A 25,275-nucleotide genomic window follows, 5' to 3' on the forward strand; every position below is an offset into this window, starting at 1 on the left:
CTATTCTTTCATTTCTTGTTGCAATTTTGCTAATAGCTTTTCCAATTGAACAATTTCTTGATCCGAGAAGTTTTTCAAAACTTCTCTTAAATATTCTTGCCGCTTCGCTAATGCAGCCTCGATAACGCGTTGTCCATTTTCAAGCAATTGAATCCTGACTAATCGACGATCCTTTTCGTCCTTCACCCGTTTAACAAGATTGTTTTTTTCCATTCGATCAATTAAATCCGTGATCGTGCTGCATGCAAGATACATTTTATTTGAAAGTTCTCCAATTGTCATGTTTCCTGATTCATTCAATAACAGAAGCGCGTCAAATTGCGGAGGAGTAATCGAGTAGTTGCTTAAAATATCACGGCCCTTCTTTTTTAAAATCGCAGCTATGCAGCGGAGGGATTTTTCTATTTCTTCAACAGTATTGAAAACGTACGTCATAACGGGGAACCCTTTCTTTCAAGATTAACAAATAAGATCAAATCTATTTTCCTTTTTTTTATGTAAAATTTCAAGCATAGCCGTATTTCCAAAATGTGGAAAGACGAATTTTTTCAAAAAGTCACAAGCCTTTTTAAGAAGCCAATGATTCATAGAAAAAGAGTAAAACAAACTCTTTCCTTATCAATCTAAAAAAGGCAGCCGACGGCGAAGTTCCACTAAGGCTGCCTCTTCTGTTTAAAGCTTTAGTTCTCCCATACGAAGAAGTTCTACGACTGCTTGTGAGCGCCCTTTCACACCTAATTTTTGCATAGCATTTGAAATATGGTTCCGCACCGTCTTTTCGCTTATGAAAAGTTCACTGGCTATTTCTCTTGTAGTCTTATCTTGCACTAATAACTCAAATACTTCTCTCTCTCTCTTTGTTAGCAGCGGCTTTGGCTGAAAATCCTTCTCATTCAAGTATTGTAACCCTCCTTGCAGATGAGAGCCAGTCGACAGGATGGATTTAAAAATTGTCACCACATAGTATGATCGCAAAAAGATGACCGTGACAAGATTCATAAAAGAAAGGTGCATTTTAGGCGAAAAGAAGCTTTTTAACGTTAAAGGGACTCGTTTGAAGGAGGAAATGTTCGAGAAAGATTCAACCGTTTCTAAAATTAGGAACACCTTGACATAGCAAGGTGTTCCTTTTTCACAATATACATCAGCTGTCAATATAGTCGCTTCCGAACATTTTACGAAATGCGTGAACAGTTGTTTCTCTATTTAATGCTGCAATCGATGTTGTAAGCGGAATTCCTTTTGGACAGGATTGAACGCAGTTTTGGGAATTTCCGCAGTTCGCAAGTCCGCCATCGCCCATAATAGCTTCCAAGCGTTCTGATTTATGCATCGCGCCTGTCGGATGAGCGTTAAACAAACGAACTTGTGATAATGGCGCTGGACCGATGAAGTTCGATTTGCTGTTTACGTTTGGACAAGCTTCAAGGCATACGCCGCACGTCATACATTTTGAAAGCTCGTATGCCCATTGGCGTTTTTTCTCAGGCATTCTTGGTCCTGGTCCTAAGTCATACGTACCGTCAATTGGTATCCATGCTTTTACTTTTTTCAAAGAGTCAAACATGCGGCTGCGGTCTACTTGAAGATCGCGAATAACCGGGAATGTGCGCATCGGCTCGAGACGAATAGGCTGTTCCAGCTGATCAATAAGCGCTGTACATGATTGGCGGGGCTTCCCGTTAATGACCATTGAACAAGCACCGCATACTTCCTCTAAACAGTTCATATCCCATGTTACAGGCGTTGTTTTTTCGCCTTTGGCATTAACAGGATTACGGCGAATTTCCATTAAGGCCGAAATAACGTTCATATTCGGACGATATGGCACTTCAAATTCTTCTTGATATGGTTTCGTGTCTGGTCGATCCTGTCTAGTGATAATAAACCGCACTTTTTTTTCACTCATTGTTTACTCCCCCTTTTCTCCCAGCTTTTTTAATGTTTCTTCGTATAGTCACGCACACGAGGCTTAATGAGTGATACATCAACATCTTCGTAGTGGAATTTAGGAGCTTCCTTCAAGCCGGCAAACGTTGCCATAGTTGTTTTGAGCCACTCTTCATCATTTCGTTCCGGAAATTCTGGTTTATAGTGAGCACCTCGGCTTTCATTACGGTTATAAGCCCCAAGCGTAATAACCCGAGCCAACACAAGCATGTTTCTCAACTGGCGAGTAAAGGTTGCGCCTTGGTTGCTCCATTTCGCAGTATCGTTAATATTAATTCTTTCCCAACGTTCCATAAGCTCTTGAATTTTTTCATCTGTTTTTAGAAGTTTATCATTGTAGCGCACGACTGTAACATTATCCGTCATCCATTCACCAAGCTCTTTATGAAGAACGTAAGCATTTTCGTTTCCATCCATTTTCAGGATTTCGTCCCATTTGCTTTGTTCTTCTTTTACGCGTGCATCATATAATGTGGATGGTAAATCGTCAGCTGATTTTTCCAATCCATTCATATATTCAACAGCTTTTGGTCCTGCAACCATACCACCGTAAATTGCAGAAAGCAATGAGTTTGCTCCAAGCCGGTTCGCACCATGCTGAGAGTAATCGCATTCACCAGCTGCAAACAAACCAGGGATGTTTGTCATTTGATCGTAATCGATCCATAGACCTCCCATAGAATAATGGACGGCAGGGAAAATTTTCATCGGCACTTTTCTTGGATCTTCACCCATGAATTTTTCATAAATTTCGATAATACCGCCTAGTTTAATATCAAGCTCTTTTGGATCTTTATGAGAAAGATCAAGATATACCATGTTTTCGCCATTAATGCCTAATTTCAAGTCTACACATACATGGAATATTTCTCTCGTTGCAATATCACGAGGAACAAGGTTTCCATATGCCGGATATTTTTCTTCAAGGAAATACCATGGTTTTCCGTCTTTATATGTCCAAATTCTTCCGCCTTCGCCGCGTGCAGACTCGCTCATTAATCGAAGCTTGTCATCTCCAGGGATGGCTGTCGGATGAATTTGTATAAATTCCCCGTTTGCATAATAAGCTCCTTGCTGATAAACGATAGAAGCAGCCGATCCCGTATTAATCACAGAGTTTGTTGATTTACCAAAGATAATTCCAGGTCCTCCTGTCGCCATTATTACGGCATTCGAACGGAAAGCTTGAATCTCCATTGATTTTAAATCTTGAGCAACGATGCCGCGACAGCGTCCTTCATCATCTTGTATGATTCCCAAAAACTCCCAGCCTTCATATTTCGTCACAAGACCTGCTACTTCGTGACGTCGAACTTGCTCGTCCAATGCATATAAAAGCTGTTGTCCAGTTGTTGCTCCGGCAAACGCTGTCCGGTGATGCTGTGTTCCTCCAAAACGACGGAAATCCAACAATCCTTCTGGTGTACGGTTAAACATAACACCCATGCGATCTAAAAGGTTAATAATTCCCGGTGCTGCTTCACACATCGCTTTAACCGGTGGCTGGTTAGCCAAAAAGTCTCCGCCATAAATCGTATCATCAAAATGGATCCACGGAGAGTCTCCTTCTCCTTTCGTATTTACCGCCCCGTTGATCCCTCCTTGAGCACATACTGAATGGGAACGTTTTACAGGTACTAACGAGAATAAGTCAACAGACACCCCGGCTTCCGCAGCCTTTATAGTTGCCATTAAGCCAGCCAAGCCGCCGCCGACAACAATTAATTTTCCTTTACTCATTTTTTCGCCCACTCCCTTGAACGCAATTTAGTTAGATTAGACAAACGCAAAAATGGCACGAAGACCTACGATTGAAAGCAACACAAAAATACCTATTGTCACATAAGTTGAGACTAGCTGAGATTTTGGAGTAACCGTAATTCCCCAGCTGACTGCAAAAGACCATAGACCGTTGGAAAAATGGAAAATCGCTGAAAGAACGCCTACTATGTAAAACACTAAACTAACAGGATTGCTTAAAATGGATTCCATCATATCAAAATTAACTTCAGCCCCAAACATCGCGGCAATACGAGTTTCCCATACATGCCATGCAATAAAAACAAGGGTAATAATACCAGTTACACGTTGAAGCAGGAACATCCAATTGCGGAAATAGCCAAAGCGGCCCACATTGTTTTTTGCTGTGAAAGCAATATAAATCCCATAAATGGCGTGGTATAACAGAGGAAGGAAAATAACGAAAATTTCCAGAAAATAGCGGAATGGTAAATTTTCCATAAAATGCGCTGCGTTGTTAAATGCTTCTTCGCCCCTTGTGGCGAAATGGTTGACAGTCAGGTGTTGAATTAAAAATACGCCAATCGGTACAACACCTAAAAGAGAATGTAGTCTGCGGTTTGCAAATTCTCTGTTTCCAGACATATGCGTTTACCCCCTAATCTTAATAAATTGAAAGATTTCTTAAAATCTCCTGCTCCCCCTGCTTGGCATGTAAAAATCCGCCGACAAAATATGACGAAATCTTAAAATAATAGGACAAATTCATTGTACTCCCATAAAGTAGTACCGTCAAGAAAACGTCTACAAAGTATTATTCAGTAATATCATTTTTTCTGATCGGAAAATAGAATATTTCCCGTATCCGAAATTGATTTTATAAACTCTTTCATCTTATGTGAAAGCTGATATAATATAATTGTTCGCTAGAAAGAGGGGAAACGATTGAAAGAACTGTCATATCACGATCAATTAAAAGAATTAGAAGAAATAACCTTACATCCTTTTAGCGTTTTGCTGCTTCGCGACTATTTACTTCCTGAACTTCTAGGAAAAGAGCATCATTCCATTTTGTATTGGGCAGGCAAACAGCTAGCTCGAAAAATTCAATTATCTACGTTAGAAGAACTTATATCTTTTTTTTCATCAGCCGGATGGGGCGATCTTCATATTATTCGCCAGAAAAAAAACGAAATGGAATTTGAATTAACAGGCCAATTGATTGAAAAAAGGATGAAACTTTTCAAAGATTTATCATTCCAACTAGAAGCAGGATTTATCGCGCAGCAAATCGAATGTATGAACGGTGTCGTCACAGAAGCGTATGAACAGATAAACAAACGCTTAAACAAAGTTATTTTCATTGTAAAATGGGATGAAAAAGATAAAATTTAACAGAATGAAAGGGCAGTAGGAGGATTTAAAAGCTTCCTCCTATTTGTTTTATTACATCGCTATTCGCTGAAATATTGTAAAATGTTTTGTGCTGTTTTTTCAGACATTCCTGCCTGTTTTAGCTCTTCAAGCGATGCCTTTTTAATATTTTCAACGGAACCGAACGATTTTAACAGTTGTTTTTTACGCTTAGGTCCTATGCCGGGGATTTCATCTAATACAGACTTAAACGTATTCTTTTGGCGGACTTGTCGATGAAACGTAATGGCAAAGCGGTGCACTTCATCTTGAATGCGCTGAAGCAAATAAAATTCTTGGCTGCTTCTTGACAATTGAACAGCAGCTTCCCGGTTGCCGAGAAGCAAATCGCTCGTTTTGTGCTTGTCATCTTTCACAAGCCCGGCAACAGGAACATCAAGTCCCAGTTCGTTTTCTAATACATCCATAGCTGCTTGTACCTGTCCTTTTCCTCCATCAACAATAATAAGGTCCGGCAACGGCAGCTCCTCCTTCAGCACTCTAGTATATCGCCTGCGAATTACTTCCCTCATCGATTCATAATCATCAGGCCCGCTGACTGTTTTTATTTTAAACTTTCGATACTCTTTTCTCGCAGGTTTTCCATCTATGAAAACAACCATAGCTGAAACAGCGTCCGCGCCTTGAATATTGGAATTGTCAAAAGCTTCAATCCGATGTGGTGTAGGAATATTCAACTGCTTTCCTAAATTTTCAATTGCTTTGATCGTCCTTTCTTCATCTCGTTCAATGAGTGAAAACTTCTCTTTTAACGAAATTTTTGCATTTTGATAAGCTAGCTGTACGAGATCTTTCTTTTTTCCTTTCTTTGGTTTGCTGACCTGTACTTGTACTAAAGCTCGAACCATTTCCTCATTGACATCTTCCGGAATGACTATTTCTTTCGGAAGAAAATGGTCGTTCTTTGCGTAAAATTGACCAATAAATGTTAAAAATTCCTCCTCTGGCTCTTGGTACAGAGGGAAAATGGACACATCCCGTTCTATCAGTTTTCCTTGCCTGATAAAAAATACTTGGACGCACATCCATCCTTTATCGTAATAATAAGCAAATACATCGCGATCAATAAAATCATTGAGAACCATTTTTTGCTTTTCCATTGTTGCTTCGATATGCGCGATTTGGTCCCGATATTCTTTCGCCCTTTCAAATTCAAGATTTTCTGCACATTTCAGCATTTTTTCTGTTAATTCTTTTTTGATCTCCTTATATCCGCCATTTAAAAAACGGATGATGCTTTCCACCATTTGTTTGTTCGTTTCTTCGGAAACTTCGTGAACACAAGGCGCAAGACACTGGCCCATATGATAATAGATGCAAACCCGGTCTGGAAGCGAATTGCATTTTCTCAAAGGATACATGCGGTCAAGCAGCTTTTTTGTCTCTCTCGCAGCTTGGACGTTTGCATACGGTCCAAAGTATTTTCCCTTATCTTTTTTTACTTTTCGTGTGACGATCAGCCGCGGATGGCGCTCGGAAGTAATTTTAATATACGGATAGCTTTTATCATCTTTTAGATTGACATTGTATTTCGGTTCATGTTTTTTAATTAAATTCATTTCTAATAGAAGGGCCTCAATATTCGAGGATGTTACGATATATTCAAAATCGGCAATTTCTTGAACGAGTCTTAACGTTTTTCCGTCATGTGATCCAGTAAAGTAGGAACGAACCCGGTTTTTCAATACTTTTGCCTTTCCAACATAAATGACGGTTCCGTTTTTGTCCTTCATTAAATAACAGCCAGGCTTATTCGGAAGAAGCGAAAGTTTTTCTTTTAAATGCTCATACATCGGTAAAACACTCCAACTAATTCTAATCTGTGCTGGATTTATTCAGCCGTTTTCATTTAAATCGAGTAGGAGGGAGCGATTAACTCCCGTCCTCTCACACCACCGTACGTACGGTTCCGTATACGGCGGTTCCATTAAGATAATTGACGCAAGTCTTTATAACTTCCGTGAATAGCTGTTCTCTTTATGCCAGTGGTCACTCCACCCTCCAAGAGATCTCCCACGGGATTCACCGCTTCCTCCCTCAAGTGAGGTACTACGTTTTCTGTGTTCATCATGACTCACTGAATGCCAAGGGCTATTCTCTCTTAATTGTTCGGTCCTTCTTAGTTGTTCTAGACCAACTAATACTATGACCTCTGCTGACTTCTGACTGTTCAGCTATCTATCACTAGATAGGTTACCAAGGTTACTTGGCGTGCCAGCCAGACCTCCCCGGGTAAGAGTGTAATCTTTCCTTCCATCCATCTGCTTCATTTACTCTGTATCACCTTCGGCAGAAAGGGCTTTGTTTTGTCTTGCAAACTCACCCAGTGATACCTAGCCTCATATGAAGTTCGTGTTCCGAGAGACCTTAAAGTTTGCCGCTCGCTTCCTTCAGATTCCGCGTCGCCACGGACACCCTTGCGTTAAGCTAACTGCTACTTCTGCCTTCGCAGCTCGGGACTTTCACCCTATAGATTACACCCATGCCGGGCGCACAAGCAAGAAGGCGCTCCAAAAGGTAACTTTCGAGAGCGCCTCTTTTTATATTTTATATTACAAATGTTTGTTAAGCAATTGTGCTAAAGCTTCTTTCGGCTGGTAACCGATCGCTTTATCCACAGCTTCACCATTTTTAAAGACGATTAACGTCGGAATGCTCATGACTCCGTATTGACCGGCAGTTTCTTGATTTTCATCCACGTTAAGCTTAACAATTTTTACTTTGTCACCAAGTTCTTGATCCAATTCTTCAAGTACTGGGGCAATCATTTTACATGGACCGCACCAAGGCGCCCAGAAATCTGCCAATACTACACCCTCGCTTGTTTCTTGGGAAAAATTCTGGTCAGTAACGTTTACAATTGCCATCTTAATTCCTCCTAATTCACTTTTTCTATGTGAAGTATACCATGTTCTTTCGCTTGAAGCGAATGTTTTGATCTGCAACTATTTTTTCATATTTTTTGTATTTTATGTACGTCGTGACCGTCTCCACTTATACTAGGAGGAATGGATTTGTTCAAAAAAATACGTGTCCATTCAGGACACGTTAAGAGGAATGGATTTTTAATTTTTTAAATTCTTCCGTAAGCATTGGCACAACTTCAAATAAATCTCCGACAATACCGTAGTCTGCGACGTTGAAAATGTTCGCTTCCGGATCTTTATTGATTGCAACAATTACTTTAGAATTCGACATTCCCGCTAAATGCTGAATAGCTCCAGAAATTCCGCAGGCAATATATAAATCCGGTGTAACGACTTTTCCCGTTTGTCCGATTTGCAGCGAGTAATCACAATAGTTTGCATCACAGGCTCCGCGTGACGCCCCTACTGCTCCTCCGAGCACAGATGCCAATTCTTTTAACGGTTCAAACCCTTCTGCACTTTTTACCCCTCTCCCTCCGGCAACGATCACCTTTGCTTCAGATAAGTCAACACCTTCCGCTGCATTTTGGACAACCTCACGCACGATCGTGCGCAGATCTTTTATTTCTACCGATATGGAAGCAACTTCTCCGCTCCTTGATTCATTTTTTTCGAGAGGTGGAATATTGTTCGGACGAACGGTCGCAAAAATAATCCCATCCGTAATGATTTTTTTCTCAAAAGCTTTTCCTGAATAGATCGGTCTTGTGAAAACAACGTTACCGCCCACTATTTCTACAGCGGTAGCATCAGAAATAAGACCTGCGTTTAATTTAGCCGCTATTTTTGGAGATAAATCTTTGCCTAATGCCGTATGTCCGAAAATAATAGCGTCAGGCTTTTCACTGTCAATGATCGCCATGACAGCTTGTGAATACCCGTCCGAACTATAATATTTCAATTTTTCATCTTCCACGATGACAACCCTATCCGCTCCATAATAAATCATGTCATTTGCAAGCGTTCCAACGTTCTCTCCAATTAATCCGGCGACCACCTCTCCGCCTTCGGATATTATCTTGCCGGCTGCAAGCGCTTCAAATGATACGTTCCTTAAAAATTGATCCCTTATTTCTCCCAATACGAACACTTTTCGAGCCATTTTTTCATCCCCCCTGCTATATTCGTCTCCACTAAATAACTTTTGCTTCTGATCTCAATAAAGAAACAAGTTCCTTCACTTGATCCTGCAATTCCCCTTGCAATATTTTTCCTGCTTCTTTTTTTGGCGGCAAATAAATTTCTAACGTTTTTGTTTTCGGCATGACATCTTCTTCTTCAAGATCTAAATCATCGAGCTCCAACTCTTCAAGCGGTTTTTTCTTTGCCTTCATAATTCCCGGCAAAGACGGGTATCTCGGTTCGTTTAAACCTTGTTGGGCAGTTACTAAAAGAGGGAGTGTTGTTTCAATGATTTCCGAATCCCCTTCAACATCTCTCACAATTTTCACGTTTTTTCCATCTATTTCAATATTTGTGATCGTTGTGACATACGGAATGTCAAGAAGCTCCGCCAAACGGGGGCCTACTTGGCCAGATCCTCCGTCAATGGCAACGTTTCCAGCTAATATAATGTCCGCTTCTTTATCCTTCAAAAATTCATATAGAATTTTTGCTGTTGTAAATTGATCTCCATCTTCCAAATCTTCCTCAATATTTATTAAGACAGCTTTATCGCATCCCATCGCAAGAGCCGTTCTCAGCTCTTTTTCGCTTTCTTCTGATCCTACTGTAACAACAGTTACTTCTCCGCCATGAGCCTCCTTAAGCTGCAACGCTTCTTCAATGGCATATTCATCATAAGGGTTTATGATGAATTCTGCATCATCCTCGGAGATTGATCCGTTTTCAATTAAAATTTTTTCTTCTGTGTCAAAAGTTCTTTTCATAAGGACAAAAATATTCACCTTTCCCATCCCCTTTTTAAAAATTGATCATTCTCTTTTTATGAATGATTGCTTTTAAATCCGTTGATTAGCAGCTCAGGAATTTTTTCTGCAATTGCGAGGAGATCGTATTTTTGATCTTTCATTACCCACGTTGTCGCCGTTTCGTCCATCGTCCCAAAAATCATTTGTCTTGCCAGCCTTAAATCCAAATCTTGTCGAAACTCTCCCGTTTTTTTTCCGAATTCGATCACTTCGTCTATTACTTTCAAATATTCTTTAAAAATTTCATTTATGCGCCGGCGCAATTCTTTGTTTACTTGCCGCAATTCCAATTGAAGAACCACTGCCAAATTCCGATCATGAACTAGCATTTGAAAATGCTTTTCGATCAACGCAAACAATTTTTCTGCAGCAGTCTGCTTTGCATCAATGCTTTTTTTCACTTCAGCGATATGATTCATCAATCTTTCTCGAAAAAGGGAGATTAAAATATCCTCCTTGTTTTTAAAATACAAATAAATCGTTCCATCTGCTACGCCCGCCTGTTTGGCAATTTTCGAAACCTGAGCGGAATGATAGCCGTTCTCCGCAATGACGACAATAGCTGCGTCAATGATTTGTTTATATTTTGCCTTTTTTTCTTTCAACGTGTATCTTCCCTTCAAAATGAATGAATGGTCATTCATTTATATGATATTTAGATTAAGCCTTTTTGTCAAGCATTGAGGGAAGTTTTTATTCTCGTTCAAAACCGATAGATGTCCGTTTTATATTTTTCTTTCTTCCTCTACTAGTTTTCTTCTTAAAATTTTTCCTACTGCTGTTTTCGGAAGCTCGTCGCGAAATTCGTATTTTTTCGGCACTTTGTACGGGGCAAGATGTTTTCGGGCGAATTGGTCAAGCTCTTGCTCCGTAAGCTGTGCTCCTTCCTTTGGTACAACATAAGCTTTCACGGTCTCGCCTCTGTAAGGATCCGGAACACCTGCAACGACAACCTCTTTAACCTTTTCATTAGCATACAACACTTCTTCTATCTCGCGGGGATAAATGTTGTAACCGCTAGCAATAATCATATCTTTTTTACGATCGACAATATAAAAGAATCCGTCTTCATCCATATAGCCGATATCTCCTGTAAAAAGCCATCCGTCTTTTAAAACCGCTTCCGTTTCCTCTCGGTTGTTCCAGTAGCCTTTCATCACCTGCGGTCCTTTTACAATAAGCTCGCCGAATTCGTTTACATCTGCAAATCCTTCTTTTTCAGCCGAATAAATGGCAGCATGCGTATTGGGCCAAGGGATGCCAATGCTTCCTTTTTTCTTGACATCTGAATAAAATAAGTTTGCATGCGTAATGGGAGAAGCTTCCGAGAGTCCATATCCTTCAACAAGCTTCCCGCCTGTTTCTTTTTCAAAGCGCTCCTGAATTTCTACCGGAAGAGGAGCCGAACCGCTGATACAATATTTAACCGAGGACAAGTCGTATTTTCGCAAATCTTTATGATTTAAAAGAGCGACATAAATCGTTGGCACTCCTGGAAAAAGCGTTGGCTTTTCTTTTTCAATCGCTTTCAAAATTTCGGTTGAATCAAATTTAGGGATTAAAATCATTTTAAAACCTTCCATGATCGATAAATTCATTACAGTCGTCATGCCATATACGTGAAAAAAAGGCAAAACTCCTAGTATGGACTCTTCTCCTTTCCTGCATTTATACATCCAGGCAGCACACATTTTCGTATTGGAAATTAAGTTTTCATGCGTCAACATCACCCCTTTAGGCGTCCCTGTCGTCCCTCCTGTATATTGCAAAAGGGCAATATCTTCTTTCGGATCAATATTTACTGTCAATTCTTTAGCAGGCGATGTTTTTAAGATCTCTGTCCATACATGAACATCATTTGCTGCGTTTACCTTTATTAAAAGATTTTGCTCCTTCTTTTGAATGAGCGGGTATAGAAGATTTTTTGGGAAAGGCAAATACTCTTGAATCTTTGTTATTATGATATGTTTGATATTTGTAAGAGATTTCAATTTCGTGGCTTTTGGATAGAAAAGATCTAATGTAATGAGATGTGTAGCACTGCTGTCATTCAACTGGTACTCCAGCTCTGATTCTGTATAAAGAGGGTTCAATTGAACGACTATTCCGCCTGCCTCCAGAATTGCATAATAAGCAATAACTGCCTGTGGACAGTTTGGAAGCATAATCGCTGCCCGATCCCCTTTTTCAAACCCTGTTTGCTCCAAATAATTAGCCAATTGAAGCATCTGTTCGTATAGCTTGCGGTACGTAATGTTCTTTCCAAGAAATGAAACGGCTGTATGATTCGGAAACTGATTAGCCGTATCTTGAAAATATTTGGAAAGCGGCTTATTCTCCCAAGAGATATTATGCGGAATTTCCGAGGGATAAAAATTGAGCCAAGGTTTTTGACATTCCATTTATCTCCTCTCCTTTGAAAAATAATGATGATTTTATTTCATTATATCATAATAAAATTCAGAAATATAATTATTTTTAGAATTTTAAACAGAAAAAGCGGAGACCTTTTCTTTTCTCCGCTTTTTCAAGCAAAAAACACCATATAAATAATACCGATCGCAATAAACAGACCGCACAAACCAAATAAAATTTTAGCCAGCGTTTCCATGTTCCCCTCTCCTAATTTGTAATTCCTGCTCCGATTACAAAGGACAAGCCAATAGATATGACCATTGAGATAAAGCCAACTGCACGGTTATCCTTTTGAATTTCATCATCAATATTAAATTTAGGAGTCAGAAATTCAAAAATAAAATATCCGATTAAGAGCAAGGCAAATCCGTAAAAGCCCCAGCCGATCATTTCAAAAAAGCCGTCATGCTGTTCAATTGAGAAGCGGAAAACGTTTGAAATCCCGAAAATTTTGCCGCCTGTTGCCATTGCAACAGCCACATTGCCTTTTTGGATTTCTTCCCAGTTTTTATATTTCGTCACCAATTCAAAAATGACTAAAAATAAAACCCCGCACAATATGACAACACTATAATTAGCAGCAGTTTGAACATATACGTTTTCCCAAAACAGATTCATGTTTACTCTCCTTAAAGAAAAGTTTATTTGAACTCCACAATCGTAACACCTGTTCCGCCTTCATTTGCTTCACCGAAACGGACGTTTTTAACAGCGCGGTGGTTTTGCAAAAATTCCCGCACCCCTTTTCTTAAAGCGCCCGTCCCTTTGCCATGAATAATGTGCGCCCGCGGATATCCTGCGAGAAGACAATCGTCAATATATTTTTCAAGACGGATGAGCGCATCTTCATATCGCTCTCCCCGCAAATCAAGTTCTAATGAAACATGAAAATCCTTCCCTTTTACTGTTGCGAGCGTTTTTTCTCCCTCTTGTTTCGGGCTGCCAATATATTCAAGATCTTCTTCTTTTACTTTCATTTTCAATATTCCAATTTGTACAAGCCATTCACTTTCATTTGCTTTTTCAAGCAGATGTCCTTTTTGATTTAAGTTGATCACTTTTACCTCATCGCCGGGGCGCAGCTGCTTTTTGCTTTTTTGTTTTTCAGATTTTTGTTCAGTATTTATAAATTCAGGCGCTGCATATTCAAGCATCTTTTTGGCTTCTATTAATTCATGCTCTTTAATAGCTGAACTGTGCTCTTTTTGCATGTTTTTCAATTTTTGAATAATCTGATCTGCTTCTTTTTGCGCTTCTTCCAGCCTTTTTTTCACCATTTCCTCAGCTTCTTGATATAGGCGGTCTTTCTGCTTATTAAATTCAATGATTTGTTCTTGTAGTTCTTTATGAAGTTTTTCTGCTTCTTTCAGCGTTTTTTCAGCTTCCATCCAATCCTCTTCAGCACGTTTTTTGCTTTCCTCAAGGGAGGCAATCATTGCATCCGTTTTGGATCTGTCAGCGCTCATGAACGATTTAGCGCGCTCAATAATTTCTTTGCTCAATCCAAGCCTTTTTGATATTTCAAACGCATTGCTTCGGCCAGGTACACCGATCAACAATTTATACGTCGGCGATAATGTGTCGACATCAAACTCAACGCTTGCATTGATCACGCCCTTACGGTTAAATCCGTATGCTTTCAATTCGGGATAGTGGGTGGTTGCAACAACTTGCGCTCCTCTGTTTAAAGCTTCATCCAAAATTGCAATGGCTAGAGCAGCACCTTCTCCAGGATCTGTACCTGCCCCAAGTTCATCAAATAGTACGAGTGAGCGATCATTAAGTTCCTGTAAAATTTTGACGATGTTCACCATATGAGAAGAAAATGTACTCAAATTTTGTTCAATTGACTGTTCATCCCCAATATCTGCGTAAACTGCCTCAAATACCGGCATTGTAGATCCTTCTTCAGCAGGGATTTGCAGACCTGATTGCGCCATTAGTGCGAGCAGTCCAATTGTCTTCAGCGTCACCGTCTTACCGCCGGTGTTTGGACCGGTAATGACAATCGATTGAAAATCTTCCCCAAGTTCAATTGTATTTGGCACAACGGTTTTAGGGTCAATAAGAGGATGGCGGGCTTTATACAGCTTCATAATGCCACGATCATTTATATTTGGCTTTGTAGCCTTTAATTTTTTAGCATACAATGCCTTGGCAAACATAAAATCGATTTCACCCATTACAGTGATATTATGAATGATTCCCTTGCTTATGTCAGCAACCATTTTCGACAATTCCGTTAAGATCCGTTCAATTTCGCGCCTTTCCTTAATCCGCGCTTCATTTAAAGAGTTGTTCGCTTCTACGATAGCCTGCGGCTCAATAAACAGAGTTGCTCCTGAGGAAGATTGATCATGGACGATTCCTCCATAAACTCCTCTATATTCTTGTTTGACAGGAATGCAATAGCGGTCATTTCGAATTGTAATAATGGCATCCGAAAGATTTTTTTGTGCAGATGGGGAGCGAATGATCGATTCCAGCTTTTCGCGAATACGAGCCTCCAGTGTACGGATTTGACCTCTTATCGCTTTTAATTTATCGCTCGCATCATCAACAATTTCCCCGTCATCGCGTATGCAACGTTGAATTTCTTTTTCTTCTTTTAAATAAATTCCGATTTCGCTGACCAATTGTTCTAAATGAGGAAGTGAAACCTCCTCTTCTTGAGTCAACTTTTCAATAAATTGCTTCATTTGTCTTGAAGCATATAACACGGCAGAAACAGCCACAAGCTCTTGCGGACCTAAAGTTCCACCTATTTGCGCACGCTTTACACTCGGCCGTATGTCGCTTAATCCTCCGAAAGGGGCAGAGCCTTTCAATCGGAGCACTGTTAGTGCTTCATCTGTCTGCTCCTGCCTCTTCAGTACTTCGTTGATGTCTCCTGACGGCATAAGTTTTAACGCTTTCTCTTTTCCTAAAGAAGAAGAAGCATGCTCTTTCAGCTGTTCCCTTATTTTATTAAATTCCAAAACATGTAACACTCGTTCCTGCAACTTCTCAAAACCTCCTGACAGTTGAATGGTCAGTCTTTCCTTTTTAAAAATTGCTTTAATTGTTCAACATCCCACGTATTCACAACGTCATCCGGCTGAATGAAAGCTTTTCGCGCATACGCAACCCCTATCTCCATATGTTCTAGCATGTTTATGCTGTGGGCATCTGTATTAATCACAACCTTTACACCGTATTCCTTCGCTTTCTTCAAATGTTCTACACATAAGTCAAGCCTGTTCGGATTTGCGTTCAATTCTAAAATAGTATCTGTTTCCTTTGCAAGTTCTAAAAGCATTTCTATATCAACATCGTATCCTTCTCTTCGCCCAATTAACCTTCCAGTCGGATGAGCGATAATATCAACATGGTAATTATATAGGGCTGCTTTCAGCCTTTTCATAATTACACTCTGCGGCTGGGAAAAATTCGAATGGATCGATGCAATCACTATATCTAGCTCTTTTAGACAATCGTCGTCATAATCAAGTGTACCGTCCGGCAAAATATCCATCTCGGTTCCTCTGAAAATCGTAAAATCAGAATATTGTTCATTCAACATGTCAATTTCTTCTTTTTGTTCTTTCAGCTGCTCAGGAGTCAAGCCGTTGGCTACTTTTAAAAATTGCGAGTGATCTGTAATCGCGATGTACTTGTAGCCTTTTCTTTTAGCAGCCTCAGCCATTTCCTTGATTGAATGAGCGCCGTCGCTCCATGTTGAATGCATATGGAGATCTCCCTTTATTTCCTCGAGCGAAATAAGATTTCCTTTGTATTTTTCCACTTCCTCTCCATCTTCCCGAACCTCTGGCGGAATGTAGGGAAGCTGAAAGTGTGCATACAGCTCTTTTTCTGACTCAAATGTGAGCACTTTTCCGGTTTCTATAATTTCTACGCCGTATTCGCTTATTTTTTCTCCTCTTTCCTTCGCTAGCTGGCGCATTTTTACATTATGCTCTTTTGAGCCTGTAAAATGGTGCAAAGCCGAAATGAATTCCTTTGGGTGCACGATGCGAAAATCGACCTGAACCTTGACATCAAACTTAAGTTCAATCGATATTTTCGTATCGCCTTTCGCAATGATTTCAGTAATATTCGGCATTGTTAAAATGTAATCTCGCACAGCTCCTTTATTTTCCGCCGCAATAATAAAGTCAAGGTCTTTTATCGTTTCTTTCATTCTTCTTAAGCTTCCTGCGCGAGAAAAGCGAACTATTCCGTTTTTCTGTCCTTTTTCTAAAAATTTCTCTATTTTTTCTGCAATCGGCAGCATATAAGCAAGAGGCAGTCGGCCCGGTTTTTTATTCATTTCATCGATCGCAGCCAATATTTTTTCTTCCGTTACTTTTCCAAAACCTTGTAAACTTTGCACTTTATGTTCTTCACAGGCTTTTTTTAAAGAATCGATGTCCACAACACCTAAATCCTTGTACAATTTTGCAATCTTCTTTCCGCCCAGCCCTGGCAATTGAAGAAGAGGGATTAACCCTTCAGGAACTTCCTTTTGCAAGGTTTGCAGCGTTTTTGACTCACCGGTTTTTATGAATTCTTCGATGACTGCACTCGTTCCTTTCCCAATCCCACTGATTAAAGTAAAGTCGTGGATGTCTGATAGGCTTCTCGCATCCCTTTCAAGGGCATTGGCAGCTTTATAAAACGCGGAGATTTTAAAAGGGTTTTCGCCTTTTAACTCCATATATACCGCAATTTTCTTTAACAGGCTGACAACATCCTTTTTGTGAACCGTCATGTTTTACGTCACCTCTTGAATCTTAAACAATATAAAAATCACCTGCTATTGAACTATTTAATAGAAACAGAGAAGGACGATGGGGGTCTAAATAAAGATGTTTCCATCGTCCCTTTACGTCTAGATTCCTTTATCGAAATAGCCGATCCAAAGATCGTGAATTTTATCAGATAAGACAGGGGTATGATTGACAATTAAATCAGCCAGCAGCGATTTATCGATAAGATTTTGAATTTGCTCGGCTGGAATGAGCGCTGCCAAAAAAAGCAGAATGAATAAAATGAGGTAAGTTTCCGCAAAACCTAAAACCGCACCCAGCAAGCGGTTGATTTGCTTAAGTATTGGAAGCATCGCAACAAAATCAAACATAGATCCGATGATGTGAAGCGCTATTTTTGATCCGATAAACAAAAGCACGAATGCAACTCCGCGATAGTAAGCTTCCTCCAAATGGCCCCCTGTCAATATAGATAGAGCAGCATTTGAATCTCCTATATTTGGATACGGTACCCATAATTCCAGTTTAGGAGCAAGATCGTCAAAATATGTTCTGGCAATTATGAAAGACACTATAACACTTGATAAATAAACTACTTGGAGAATAAATCCCCTTTTAAGGCCAGTGAGCAATCCGAATACTAAGAAAAATAAAATGATCAAGTCAAGCATTTTAAATTTCAATCCTTTTCTTGAAGTTGCTTTTCTAGTTCTTCAAATTTCTCCTTTAATTTGAGATAATCATGAACAGCATTAACCGCAGTTAGTACTGCCAGCTTGTTTAAATCTAGAGATGGGTTTTTTTGACTGATTTCCCGCATTTTTTCGTCAACAATTGAAGCGACAAGCTTCATATGATTTACGCTCTCATTTCCAACAATCGAATACTGCTGTCCATATATATAAACAGTCGCTTTATTTTTAGGTTGATCAGACAAAGCGAATCCTCCATCCTCTATGAAAAAATATCGCAAAATGATTCAAAATCCTAATCATAATCATAACATGTTTGTCGAAAAGATGGAAAGAAGAACAAAAGAAAGGGTACAATAATATAGCATCCATTTTAGGAAAGCGAGGCGTTTTTTATTGTCCAATATCGTCATAAAAGTTGATCATGAGGGAATTCAAACTTTGAAAGATTTTTATAATCCTTTCATTATAGACAGAACCCCTCCAGGTGCCGTCTTTTCTGCCAAATTGACAAACTGTACGATCACTGCTTACAAGTCGGGAAAAGTGCTTTTTCAAGGATCTGCCGCTCAGCAGGAAGCAAACAGATGGGAAAAAACAGCAAAAACAGCCCCTTCTCAAACAGAGGATGAGCTTCAACAGCTTCAACAGATGTCAGTCATCGGCTCTGATGAAGCAGGAACGGGGGATTATTTTGGACCGATCACGGTTGCTGCAGTATTTGTCCCTAAAGAAAAAAGAAAACTGGTTCAGCAGCTTGGAGTAAAAGATTCAAAGGCTTTGACAGACAAACAAGTTTTTTCAATCGCCAACACTTTAATAGAGACAGTTCCGTACAGCCTCTTAATTTTGCGCAATGAAAAATACAATCAATTGCAAAAATCTGGAATGAACCAAGGGAAATTGAAAGCTATCCTTCATAATCAAGCGATTCATCATTTACTCAAGAAAATTTCTCCTGATAAACCAGAAGCTGTGTTGATCGATCAGTTTGCAGAGCCGAATGTTTACTTTCAATATCTTAAAGACCGGGATGTTCCGTTTAAAGACATAACCATCTTTAAACCGAAGGCGGAGCATATACACATATCTGTCGCTGCAGCATCCATTATCGCAAGATATGCTTTTTTAAAAGAATTAAACAGCTTATCCAACGCAGCCGGATTTTATTTGCCAAAAGGAGCCAGCCATACTGTTGATGAAGCTGCTGCCAAATTAATAAAGGAAAAAGGGAAAAACACACTTGGCAAAATGGCAAAGCTTCATTTTGCCAACACCGAAAAAGCTTTGAATCTATTGAATTGAAATGACGAATCCGGAAATCTTATTTTCGTAGGTTAGCAGGACCAATTTATGATTTCAATAAAAATGAAGGTGCTATCTGCACCTTCATTTGTTAGCTGGAATTATTTTAGGGATTTATCGTCCTGCGTTAGCTGCGAAGAACTGCTGAAAATTTTTCCTCTACCGCCTTAATTACTTTTTCATGAGCTTTTGCTGCTTCCTCATCCGTCAATGTTCGTTCAGGATCGTAGTAGCGGAGTGAAAATGCGATCGATTTTTTCCCTGCTCCCAAACGTTCTCCTTCATACACATCAAAAATGGAAATCTCTTTTAACAGTTTTCCGCCCGCTTCCCGGATCGTTTCTTGAAGCTCGCCAGCATGCACATGCTGATCAACGACTAAGGCGATATCCCTTGTAATGGATGGGAACCTTGGAATCGGCGTATATATGACTGGCTTAGCTTCATATTGAATGAGATCGGCTAGCTTCAGCTCAAAAACATATGTTTCATCTAAATCATACTCTTTTTCAACTTCCGGATTTAATTCGCCGACAAATCCGATGAATGATCCGTTTAAATAAATATCTGCCGTTCTGCCGGGATGCAGCCCTTCACGTTTTGCCTGTTTATACTCAATTTCATCCAACAGTCCAAGCAGATCAAATAAACCGTCTAAAATTCCTTTCACAACATAAAAATCAACTTTTGTTTTTTCCCCTTGCCATGGGTGATAAACGTAGTGACCCGTCATGACGCCTGATAAACGTTCTTTTTCCAAAGGCTTTTCTAAAGCATCGTCCGAAATGAAAACAGAACTAATTTCATAAAGATGAATATCATCGATTTGCCGCGCTTTATTATATTTTACGGACTCAAGCAAATGAGGAAGCAGGCTTAAACGCAAAACACTCCGCTCTTCACTCATCGGCAATGCTAATTGAGTAAAGCTTGACGTCTCCAGCGTAAATTGTCCCGCCTTTTCTTTGCTCGTTAACGAATATGTGATCGCTTGATAAAGCCCGGCGCCTTCCAAAAATCTTCGCACTTTTCTTCTTTTCAATTGATAGTCTGTTAATGCTCCGGATGTTGAAGATCCTTCAGGCAATGTTGACGGAATATAGTCATATCCGTAAAGGCGGGCTACTTCTTCAATTAAATCTTCTTCAATCGCAATATCGCCTCTTCTTGTCGGAACGGTTACTGTAAAAAGACCGTTTTCTTCAACGGTTTCAAATTGCAAGCGGTCAAAAATTTCTTTTATTTCATCTACTGCAATGTTTGTCCCTAAAACGTTGTTAATTTTCTCAGCGGAAATGGTGATCACTTTTTTCTCGATTGAAAAATCATGAAATTCTGCTTCACCTTCTAAAACAGTTCCGGAGGCGTATTTTGCGATCAATTGTGCTGCCCGCTCTGCTGCAGTTTTTACCCTGTTCGGGTCAACTCCCTTTTCAAATCTCAAGCTCGCTTCACTTCTAAGTCCGAAATCCTTCGACGCTTTTCGGACAACGCTGCCTTTAAAATAGGCGGCCTCAAGCAAAACGGTCGTCGTATCGTCTCTTACTTCAGAATCGGCCCCTCCCATTACACCAGCTAATGCAACAGGTACTTTGCCATTTGTGATCACAAGGTGATCGCTTGTAAGCTTTCGTTCTTGATCATCAAGGGTCACGATCGTCTCTCCGTCATGTGCGCGGCGAACGAGTATTTCCTTTGATCCGAACCGGTCATAGTCAAACGCATGAAGCGGCTGGCCGTATTCTAATAAACAATAGTTTGTAATATCGACGACGTTGTTATGCGGTCTGATTCCGGCTTTTATTAAGCGCATTTGCATCCATAAAGGGGAAGGGGCAATTTTGACATTTTTAATAATTTTGGCTACATAGAATGGATTATCTTCTTTTGCTTCAACATTCACAGTAATATAATCAGTTGCTTTTTCTTCGGCAACCTCATAATGAACTTCCGGCTTTCGAACCTCTTTCTTTAAAATTGCTGCAACTTCATAGGCAACACCGATCATGCTTAAACAGTCAGAACGGTTTGGTGTAAGACCTAATTCAAGTACATAATCGTCCATAAACAGCTGTTCAATCGCATTTTTTCCAACTTCAGCATCACTAGGGAAAACAAAAATGCCGTCAGAAAACTCTTTTGGGACAAGCTTTCCTTCAATGCCCAGCTCTTGCAAAGAACAAATCATACCGTTAGATTCTTCACCGCGCAGCTTTGCCCGTTTAATTTTGAAATTGCCCGGCAAAACCGCACCAACTTTGGCTACCGGCACTTTTTGACCTTTTTCAACGTTTTGGGCGCCGCATATAATTTGCACTGGTTCTCCTTCACCGATGTCAACTAAACATTTGCTTAATTTTTCTGCATTTGGATGCTGTTCTTTTTCAAGCACCTGTCCAACTACAACATCTTTTATTCCTTCATTAACAGCTTGAACATTTTCAACTTCAATGCCGCTCTTCGTTATTTTTTCAGCCAGCTCCTCAGGGGAAATGTCTAGATCAACATATTCAGAGAGCCATTTGTATGAAACGAACATGAGAAAACCTCCTTTTAAGCTTGTTTAAACTGTTTCAAAAAACGCACATCGTTTGTATAAAAATGACGAATATCATCAATTCCATATTTCAACATGGCAATCCGTTCCGGTCCCATTCCAAATGCAAAACCACGGTATTTTTTCGAATCGAATCCCGCCATTTCCAAAACGTTTGGATGAACCATCCCTGCTCCTAAAATTTCAATCCAGCCTGTTCCTTTGCATACATGACAGCCTTTCATGGAGCATTTAAAACAGGATACATCGACTTCCACCGACGGTTCAGTAAACGGGAAAAAGCTCGGACGCAGACGAATTTGCCTGTCTTCACCGAACAGTTTTTTCGCAAACACTTCGAGCGTTCCTTTTAAATCGCTCATGCGAATGTTTTCATCCACAACGAGCCCTTCAATTTGCGTAAATTGATGGGAGTGCGTTGCATCATCTGTATCACGTCTGTATACTTTCCCTGGACAAATGATTTTTACAGGACCTTTCCCCTTATATTTTTCTAGCGTTCTCGCCTGAACTGGAGATGTGTGTGTGCGCAGCAAAATTTCATCAGTTATGTAAAAGGAATCTTGCATATCCCTTGCCGGATGGCCTTTCGGCAAATTGAGCGCTTCAAAATTGTAATAATCTGTTTCAACTTCTGGACCTTCCTCTACTGTGTATCCCATGCCGATAAACAAATCTTCAATTTCTTCAATGACCGCTTGGAGAGGATGATGGTTTCCTGTTCGAACCGGTCTGCCTGGAAGGGTAACGTCAATCGTTTCTTGCTGTAATTTTTTCTCGATTTCTGCTTTTTCGAGTTGTTCTTGCTTACTTGTTATTTCCCCGGCAATCACTTCCCGAATTTCATTTGCTAACGCACCTATTTTCGGCCGTTCTTCTTTCGAAAGCTTTCCCATTCCGCGAAGAACTTCGGTAATCGGTCCTTTTTTTCCAAGATATTGAACGCGAATATTTTGCAATTGTTTTAAATCCGTTGCTTCCCGTACCTTTTGCAACGCTTCATCGCGAAGCTTTGTTAATTCTTCCTGCATGTAAATTCCTCCTTTTTTTAAAATAAATAAAAAAACCCATCCCAAAAAAGGGACGAGTTGAATTTCGCGGTACCACCCTTATTAACAAAGAAAGAATCTTTGTTCACTTCATTATCATAACGGCACAGCCGGAGCGCCTTTACATGCTTCCGCATGGTCCTGGCGTCAACTCTGGAGGTGAATTCGTTTGCCTCTACCATAAAAATGCTTCCAGTCTACGGCATTTTCTCCCTAAATGGCGACCTGCAAACTACTCTTCTCCGTCATCGTTATTCCTTTATTCAATTGCTTTTAATTATAAAAAAAAGAAATTAAAGGCGCAACACTATTTGCGAAGATGGTACATGAAAATAGCTGAAGCAACGGCAACATTTAATGACTCCGCTTTTCCATAAATCGGAATGTGTAAATTTTGATCCGTCATATCCAGCAGCTCTTTTGAGACCCCATTTCCCTCATTTCCTACAAGGAGGGCAAATGTTTCAGATGGAGGGATCTCTTTATAGAAAACAGCATTTTTTGTTGAAGTTCCAAATACAGGAATTTTCTCTTCCTTCAATTTGTTTATAATCTGTTTTAATGACGAATTGACCACAGGCAAATGAAAAATTGATCCTTGTGTCGCCCGGATCGTTTTACTATTGTACAAATCAACCGTCCCGTCACCTAAAATCACAACATCCATTCCAGCCGCATCTGCAGTACGAATGATCGTACCGAGATTTCCTGGGTCTTGAACCGCATCTATTAACAGCCATTTTTTGGCGTTCAAATCGATTTCCCACCTAAGCTGCTTACAAACAGCCATGACACCTTGCGGGGAATCCGTTTCAGACAGAAGCGAAAACACCTCTTTGGAAACAATCGTTGTCGGAATAGTACCTTCGAAAAAATGATTTGGCAGCTTCGCTCCTTCTAAAACAATTAACTCTTGAACAATTGATTTGTATTTGAGAGCTTCCTCAATTAAATGCAAGCCTTCAATTAAAAACAGCCCGCGCTCTTCCCGTTTTTTTCTTGATTGCAGCTTTTTCCATTCTTTTACTCTTTCATTTTTAGTTGACGCAATCCGTTTCAATGATGGTGTCTCCTTCAACTGATAGTTCATTTCATATACATATTATAGAAAACAAAAGAAAAAATAAAGAAGAATGAAGAAAAACGAGGTGAAGGATATGAATTTTGATTTGCGCAATGCAGTCATTGCCAACATATCGCAAAATTCAAAAGACGAGCTGAGAGAAACGATCGTTGATGCCATCAATAGCAAGGAAGAAAAAATGCTTCCAGGGTTAGGCGTGTTATTTGAAATTATCTGGAACCATTCAAGTCAGCGTGATCAACAGGAAATGGTTGAAACACTTGAACAAGGATTAAAAGAGACTGGAGCTGGGAAATAACCAGCTCCTGCTTTTTAGTTGTACGTAATGTTTTCAACCGTTTTTTTGTCGAGGCGTTTAATGACTTCTGTCAATAATTGAACCGTATGTTCAAAGTCTTCGCGATGAATCATCGCAGCGTGTGTATGAATGTAGCGCGTTGCAATCGTAATGGAAAGCGTTGGAACACCATTTCCTGTTAAATGAATCGATCCGGAGTCTGTACCGCCTCCCGGCATAGCATCATACTGATATGGAATGCCGCATTCTTCAGCGACCCCTACGACAAAATCGCGAAGCCCTTTATGGGAGACCATAGAAGCATCATATAAAATAATTTGCGGACCTTTCCCCATTTTTCCCATCGCTTCTTTTTCGGAAATGCCTGGAGTGTCGCCGGCTATTCCGACGTCTACGCCGAAAGCAATATCAGGCTCAATATAATGGGCTGATGTGCGGGCTCCTCTTAATCCTACTTCCTCCTGAACGGTTCCTACACCGTAAACGACGTTCGGATGGTTTACCCCTTTCAGCTTTTTCAAAACTTCGATCGCTATTGCACAACCGATGCGGTTATCCCAAGCTTTCGCCAAAAGGATTTTATCATTTTTCATAACGGTGAACTCAAAATAAGGCACAATTTGGTCGCCGGGACGAACACCAAATTCCATCGCTTCTTCTCGGCTGCTGGCGCCAATATCAATAAACATGTCTTTGATCTCTACAGGCTTTTTTCGTGCTTCTGCCGGCAAAATATGCGGCGGCTTGGAACCGATGATGCCGGTCACATCTCCTTTTTGGGTGACAATCGTCACTCTTTGTGCGAGCATAACTTGATTCCACCAGCCACCAACAGGCTGAAAGCGAATGAACCCTTTATCATCAATTTGCGTAACCATAAAGCCGACCTCATCAAGATGGCCCGCGATCATAATTTTGGGTCCGCCTGATTCTCCTTCTTTTTTGGCAATTAAACTGCCGAGTCCATCCGTTTGGATATCATCTGCATAATCTTTTATGTACCCTCTCATTACTTCTCTGACTTCCCGTTCATTGCCGGCGATGCCTTTCGCGTCTGTTAAATCTTTTAACATTTTCAATGTTTCATCCCATTTCTCCACACTGAAACCTCCTTTAATTTATATTCTTCATTTTTCCCAAACGGA

Annotated in this window: 23 protein-coding genes and 1 other annotated feature; of the genes, 3 read left to right on the forward strand and 20 right to left on the reverse strand. The window is 40.1% G+C overall.

The window, feature by feature from the left end:
- The 5 genes from NSQ44_RS13635 to NSQ44_RS13655 form a co-directional block, all read right to left on the reverse strand.
- The gene (locus tag NSQ44_RS13635; RefSeq protein WP_063387447.1) at positions 1–435 is read right to left on the reverse strand and encodes a MarR family winged helix-turn-helix transcriptional regulator; all 435 of its coding nucleotides are present in this window, start codon (positions 433–435) and stop codon (positions 1–3) included.
- Between the two features lie 237 nt (positions 436–672).
- On the reverse strand, positions 673–897 hold the full coding sequence (locus NSQ44_RS13640; protein ID WP_063387446.1) for a helix-turn-helix domain-containing protein: 225 nt from the start codon (positions 895–897) through the stop codon (positions 673–675).
- Positions 898–1,144: 247 nt separating this feature from the next.
- Positions 1,145–1,909, reverse strand: a complete 765-nt coding sequence (sdhB, locus tag NSQ44_RS13645) for a succinate dehydrogenase iron-sulfur subunit (protein ID WP_340857300.1) — start codon at positions 1,907–1,909, stop codon at positions 1,145–1,147.
- A 29-nt stretch (positions 1,910–1,938) separates the two neighbouring features.
- Complete coding sequence (gene sdhA / locus NSQ44_RS13650; protein WP_340857301.1) at positions 1,939–3,690, reverse strand: succinate dehydrogenase flavoprotein subunit; 1,752 nt, start codon at positions 3,688–3,690, stop codon at positions 1,939–1,941.
- A 36-nt stretch (positions 3,691–3,726) separates the two neighbouring features.
- Positions 3,727–4,335, reverse strand: a complete 609-nt coding sequence (locus NSQ44_RS13655; RefSeq protein ID WP_094246310.1) for a succinate dehydrogenase cytochrome b558 subunit — start codon at positions 4,333–4,335, stop codon at positions 3,727–3,729.
- 300 nt (positions 4,336–4,635) lie between these two features.
- Between NSQ44_RS13655 and NSQ44_RS13660 the strand changes: the two genes are divergently transcribed.
- On the forward strand, positions 4,636–5,085 hold the full coding sequence (locus NSQ44_RS13660; protein WP_232515579.1) for a YslB family protein: 450 nt from the start codon (positions 4,636–4,638) through the stop codon (positions 5,083–5,085).
- A gap of 59 nt (positions 5,086–5,144) precedes the next feature.
- On the opposite strand, the gene uvrC is transcribed toward NSQ44_RS13660, so the two are convergent.
- The 11 genes from uvrC to zapA all read right to left on the reverse strand — a co-directional run bounded on the left by uvrC (position 5,145) and on the right by zapA (position 18,082).
- Complete coding sequence (gene uvrC, locus NSQ44_RS13665) at positions 5,145–6,917, reverse strand: excinuclease ABC subunit UvrC (RefSeq protein WP_340857303.1); 1,773 nt, start codon at positions 6,915–6,917, stop codon at positions 5,145–5,147.
- Between the two features lie 759 nt (positions 6,918–7,676).
- Positions 7,677–7,991 carry a thioredoxin gene (gene trxA, locus NSQ44_RS13670; RefSeq protein WP_063387440.1) on the reverse strand — a complete coding sequence of 105 codons (315 nt, stop codon included), beginning with the start codon at positions 7,989–7,991 and terminating at the stop codon, positions 7,677–7,679.
- A 181-nt stretch (positions 7,992–8,172) separates the two neighbouring features.
- Positions 8,173–9,153: an electron transfer flavoprotein subunit alpha/FixB family protein gene (locus tag NSQ44_RS13675; RefSeq protein WP_340857304.1), complete on the reverse strand. Its 981-nt coding sequence runs from the start codon at positions 9,151–9,153 to the stop codon at positions 8,173–8,175.
- Between the two features lie 31 nt (positions 9,154–9,184).
- Positions 9,185–9,958: an electron transfer flavoprotein subunit beta/FixA family protein gene (locus NSQ44_RS13680; RefSeq protein WP_063387438.1), complete on the reverse strand. Its 774-nt coding sequence runs from the start codon at positions 9,956–9,958 to the stop codon at positions 9,185–9,187.
- A gap of 38 nt (positions 9,959–9,996) precedes the next feature.
- Positions 9,997–10,587, reverse strand: a complete 591-nt coding sequence (locus tag NSQ44_RS13685; protein ID WP_063387437.1) for a TetR/AcrR family transcriptional regulator — start codon at positions 10,585–10,587, stop codon at positions 9,997–9,999.
- A gap of 120 nt (positions 10,588–10,707) precedes the next feature.
- The gene (locus NSQ44_RS13690; RefSeq protein ID WP_340857305.1) at positions 10,708–12,384 is read right to left on the reverse strand and encodes a long-chain-fatty-acid--CoA ligase; all 1,677 of its coding nucleotides are present in this window, start codon (positions 12,382–12,384) and stop codon (positions 10,708–10,710) included.
- A gap of 220 nt (positions 12,385–12,604) precedes the next feature.
- Positions 12,605–13,015, reverse strand: coding sequence for a DUF350 domain-containing protein (locus NSQ44_RS13695; protein WP_340857306.1), 411 nt, complete (start codon positions 13,013–13,015; stop codon positions 12,605–12,607).
- A gap of 23 nt (positions 13,016–13,038) precedes the next feature.
- Entirely contained in the window at positions 13,039–15,399 is a 2,361-nt protein-coding gene (locus tag NSQ44_RS13700; RefSeq protein WP_340857307.1) for an endonuclease MutS2, read from the reverse strand.
- A 29-nt stretch (positions 15,400–15,428) separates the two neighbouring features.
- Positions 15,429–17,147 carry a DNA polymerase/3'-5' exonuclease PolX gene (gene polX / locus NSQ44_RS13705; protein WP_340857309.1) on the reverse strand — a complete coding sequence of 573 codons (1,719 nt, stop codon included), beginning with the start codon at positions 17,145–17,147 and terminating at the stop codon, positions 15,429–15,431.
- Positions 17,148–17,267: 120 nt separating this feature from the next.
- A complete protein-coding gene (locus NSQ44_RS13710; RefSeq protein WP_340857310.1) occupies positions 17,268–17,816 on the reverse strand; it encodes a CvpA family protein in 549 nt (182 codons plus the stop codon).
- An 8-nt stretch (positions 17,817–17,824) separates the two neighbouring features.
- Positions 17,825–18,082 carry a cell division protein ZapA gene (gene zapA / locus NSQ44_RS13715; RefSeq protein WP_063387431.1) on the reverse strand — a complete coding sequence of 86 codons (258 nt, stop codon included), beginning with the start codon at positions 18,080–18,082 and terminating at the stop codon, positions 17,825–17,827.
- Positions 18,083–18,233: 151 nt separating this feature from the next.
- Here zapA and rnhC point away from each other — a divergent pair, with 151 nt between their 5' ends.
- Positions 18,234–19,142, forward strand: coding sequence for a ribonuclease HIII (gene rnhC, locus NSQ44_RS13720; RefSeq protein ID WP_340857311.1), 909 nt, complete (start codon positions 18,234–18,236; stop codon positions 19,140–19,142).
- Positions 19,143–19,269: 127 nt separating this feature from the next.
- On the opposite strand, the gene pheT is transcribed toward rnhC, so the two are convergent.
- The 3 genes from pheT to NSQ44_RS13735 all read right to left on the reverse strand — a co-directional run bounded on the left by pheT (position 19,270) and on the right by NSQ44_RS13735 (position 23,808).
- Positions 19,270–21,681: a phenylalanine--tRNA ligase subunit beta gene (gene pheT / locus NSQ44_RS13725; protein WP_340857312.1), complete on the reverse strand. Its 2,412-nt coding sequence runs from the start codon at positions 21,679–21,681 to the stop codon at positions 19,270–19,272.
- A 14-nt stretch (positions 21,682–21,695) separates the two neighbouring features.
- Entirely contained in the window at positions 21,696–22,730 is a 1,035-nt protein-coding gene (gene pheS / locus NSQ44_RS13730; RefSeq protein ID WP_063387428.1) for a phenylalanine--tRNA ligase subunit alpha, read from the reverse strand.
- Positions 22,731–22,775: 45 nt separating this feature from the next.
- Positions 22,776–23,006, reverse strand: a binding site (T-box leader).
- 49 nt (positions 23,007–23,055) lie between these two features.
- On the reverse strand, positions 23,056–23,808 hold the full coding sequence (locus NSQ44_RS13735; protein WP_327856509.1) for a TrmH family RNA methyltransferase: 753 nt from the start codon (positions 23,806–23,808) through the stop codon (positions 23,056–23,058).
- Between the two features lie 97 nt (positions 23,809–23,905).
- On the opposite strand from NSQ44_RS13735, the gene sspI reads away from it, so the two are divergent.
- Positions 23,906–24,130: a small acid-soluble spore protein SspI gene (sspI, locus tag NSQ44_RS13740; RefSeq protein ID WP_063387425.1), complete on the forward strand. Its 225-nt coding sequence runs from the start codon at positions 23,906–23,908 to the stop codon at positions 24,128–24,130.
- 14 nt (positions 24,131–24,144) lie between these two features.
- Here sspI and NSQ44_RS13745 read toward each other — a convergent pair whose 3' ends face one another.
- A complete protein-coding gene (locus NSQ44_RS13745) occupies positions 24,145–25,230 on the reverse strand; it encodes a M42 family metallopeptidase (protein ID WP_063387424.1) in 1,086 nt (361 codons plus the stop codon).
- Between the last annotated feature and the right edge of the window lie 45 nt (positions 25,231–25,275).

It is taken from the genome of Aeribacillus sp. FSL M8-0254 (assembly GCF_038008845.1).
In the GTDB taxonomy this organism is placed as follows: Bacteria; Bacillota; Bacilli; order Bacillales; family Aeribacillaceae; genus Aeribacillus; species Aeribacillus composti.

Coding starts and splice junctions, on each gene's coding strand:
- sdhB (WP_340857300.1), bottom strand. CDS start 1,909: ATGAGTGAAAAAAAAGTGCGGTTTATTATCACTAGACAGGATCGACCA.
- sspI (WP_063387425.1), top strand. CDS start 23,906: ATGAATTTTGATTTGCGCAATGCAGTCATTGCCAACATATCGCAAAAT.
- pheS (WP_063387428.1), bottom strand. CDS start 22,730: ATGCAGGAAGAATTAACAAAGCTTCGCGATGAAGCGTTGCAAAAGGTA.
- trxA (WP_063387440.1), bottom strand. CDS start 7,991: ATGGCAATTGTAAACGTTACTGACCAGAATTTTTCCCAAGAAACAAGC.
- NSQ44_RS13635 (WP_063387447.1), bottom strand. CDS start 435: ATGACGTACGTTTTCAATACTGTTGAAGAAATAGAAAAATCCCTCCGC.
- NSQ44_RS13655 (WP_094246310.1), bottom strand. CDS start 4,335: ATGTCTGGAAACAGAGAATTTGCAAACCGCAGACTACATTCTCTTTTA.
- pheT (WP_340857312.1), bottom strand. CDS start 21,681: ATGTTCGTTTCATACAAATGGCTCTCTGAATATGTTGATCTAGACATT.
- sdhA (WP_340857301.1), bottom strand. CDS start 3,690: ATGAGTAAAGGAAAATTAATTGTTGTCGGCGGCGGCTTGGCTGGCTTA.
- polX (WP_340857309.1), bottom strand. CDS start 17,147: ATGACGGTTCACAAAAAGGATGTTGTCAGCCTGTTAAAGAAAATTGCG.
- NSQ44_RS13695 (WP_340857306.1), bottom strand. CDS start 13,015: ATGAATCTGTTTTGGGAAAACGTATATGTTCAAACTGCTGCTAATTAT.
- NSQ44_RS13675 (WP_340857304.1), bottom strand. CDS start 9,153: ATGGCTCGAAAAGTGTTCGTATTGGGAGAAATAAGGGATCAATTTTTA.
- uvrC (WP_340857303.1), bottom strand. CDS start 6,917: ATGTATGAGCATTTAAAAGAAAAACTTTCGCTTCTTCCGAATAAGCCT.
- NSQ44_RS13690 (WP_340857305.1), bottom strand. CDS start 12,384: ATGGAATGTCAAAAACCTTGGCTCAATTTTTATCCCTCGGAAATTCCG.
- NSQ44_RS13710 (WP_340857310.1), bottom strand. CDS start 17,816: ATGCTTGACTTGATCATTTTATTTTTCTTAGTATTCGGATTGCTCACT.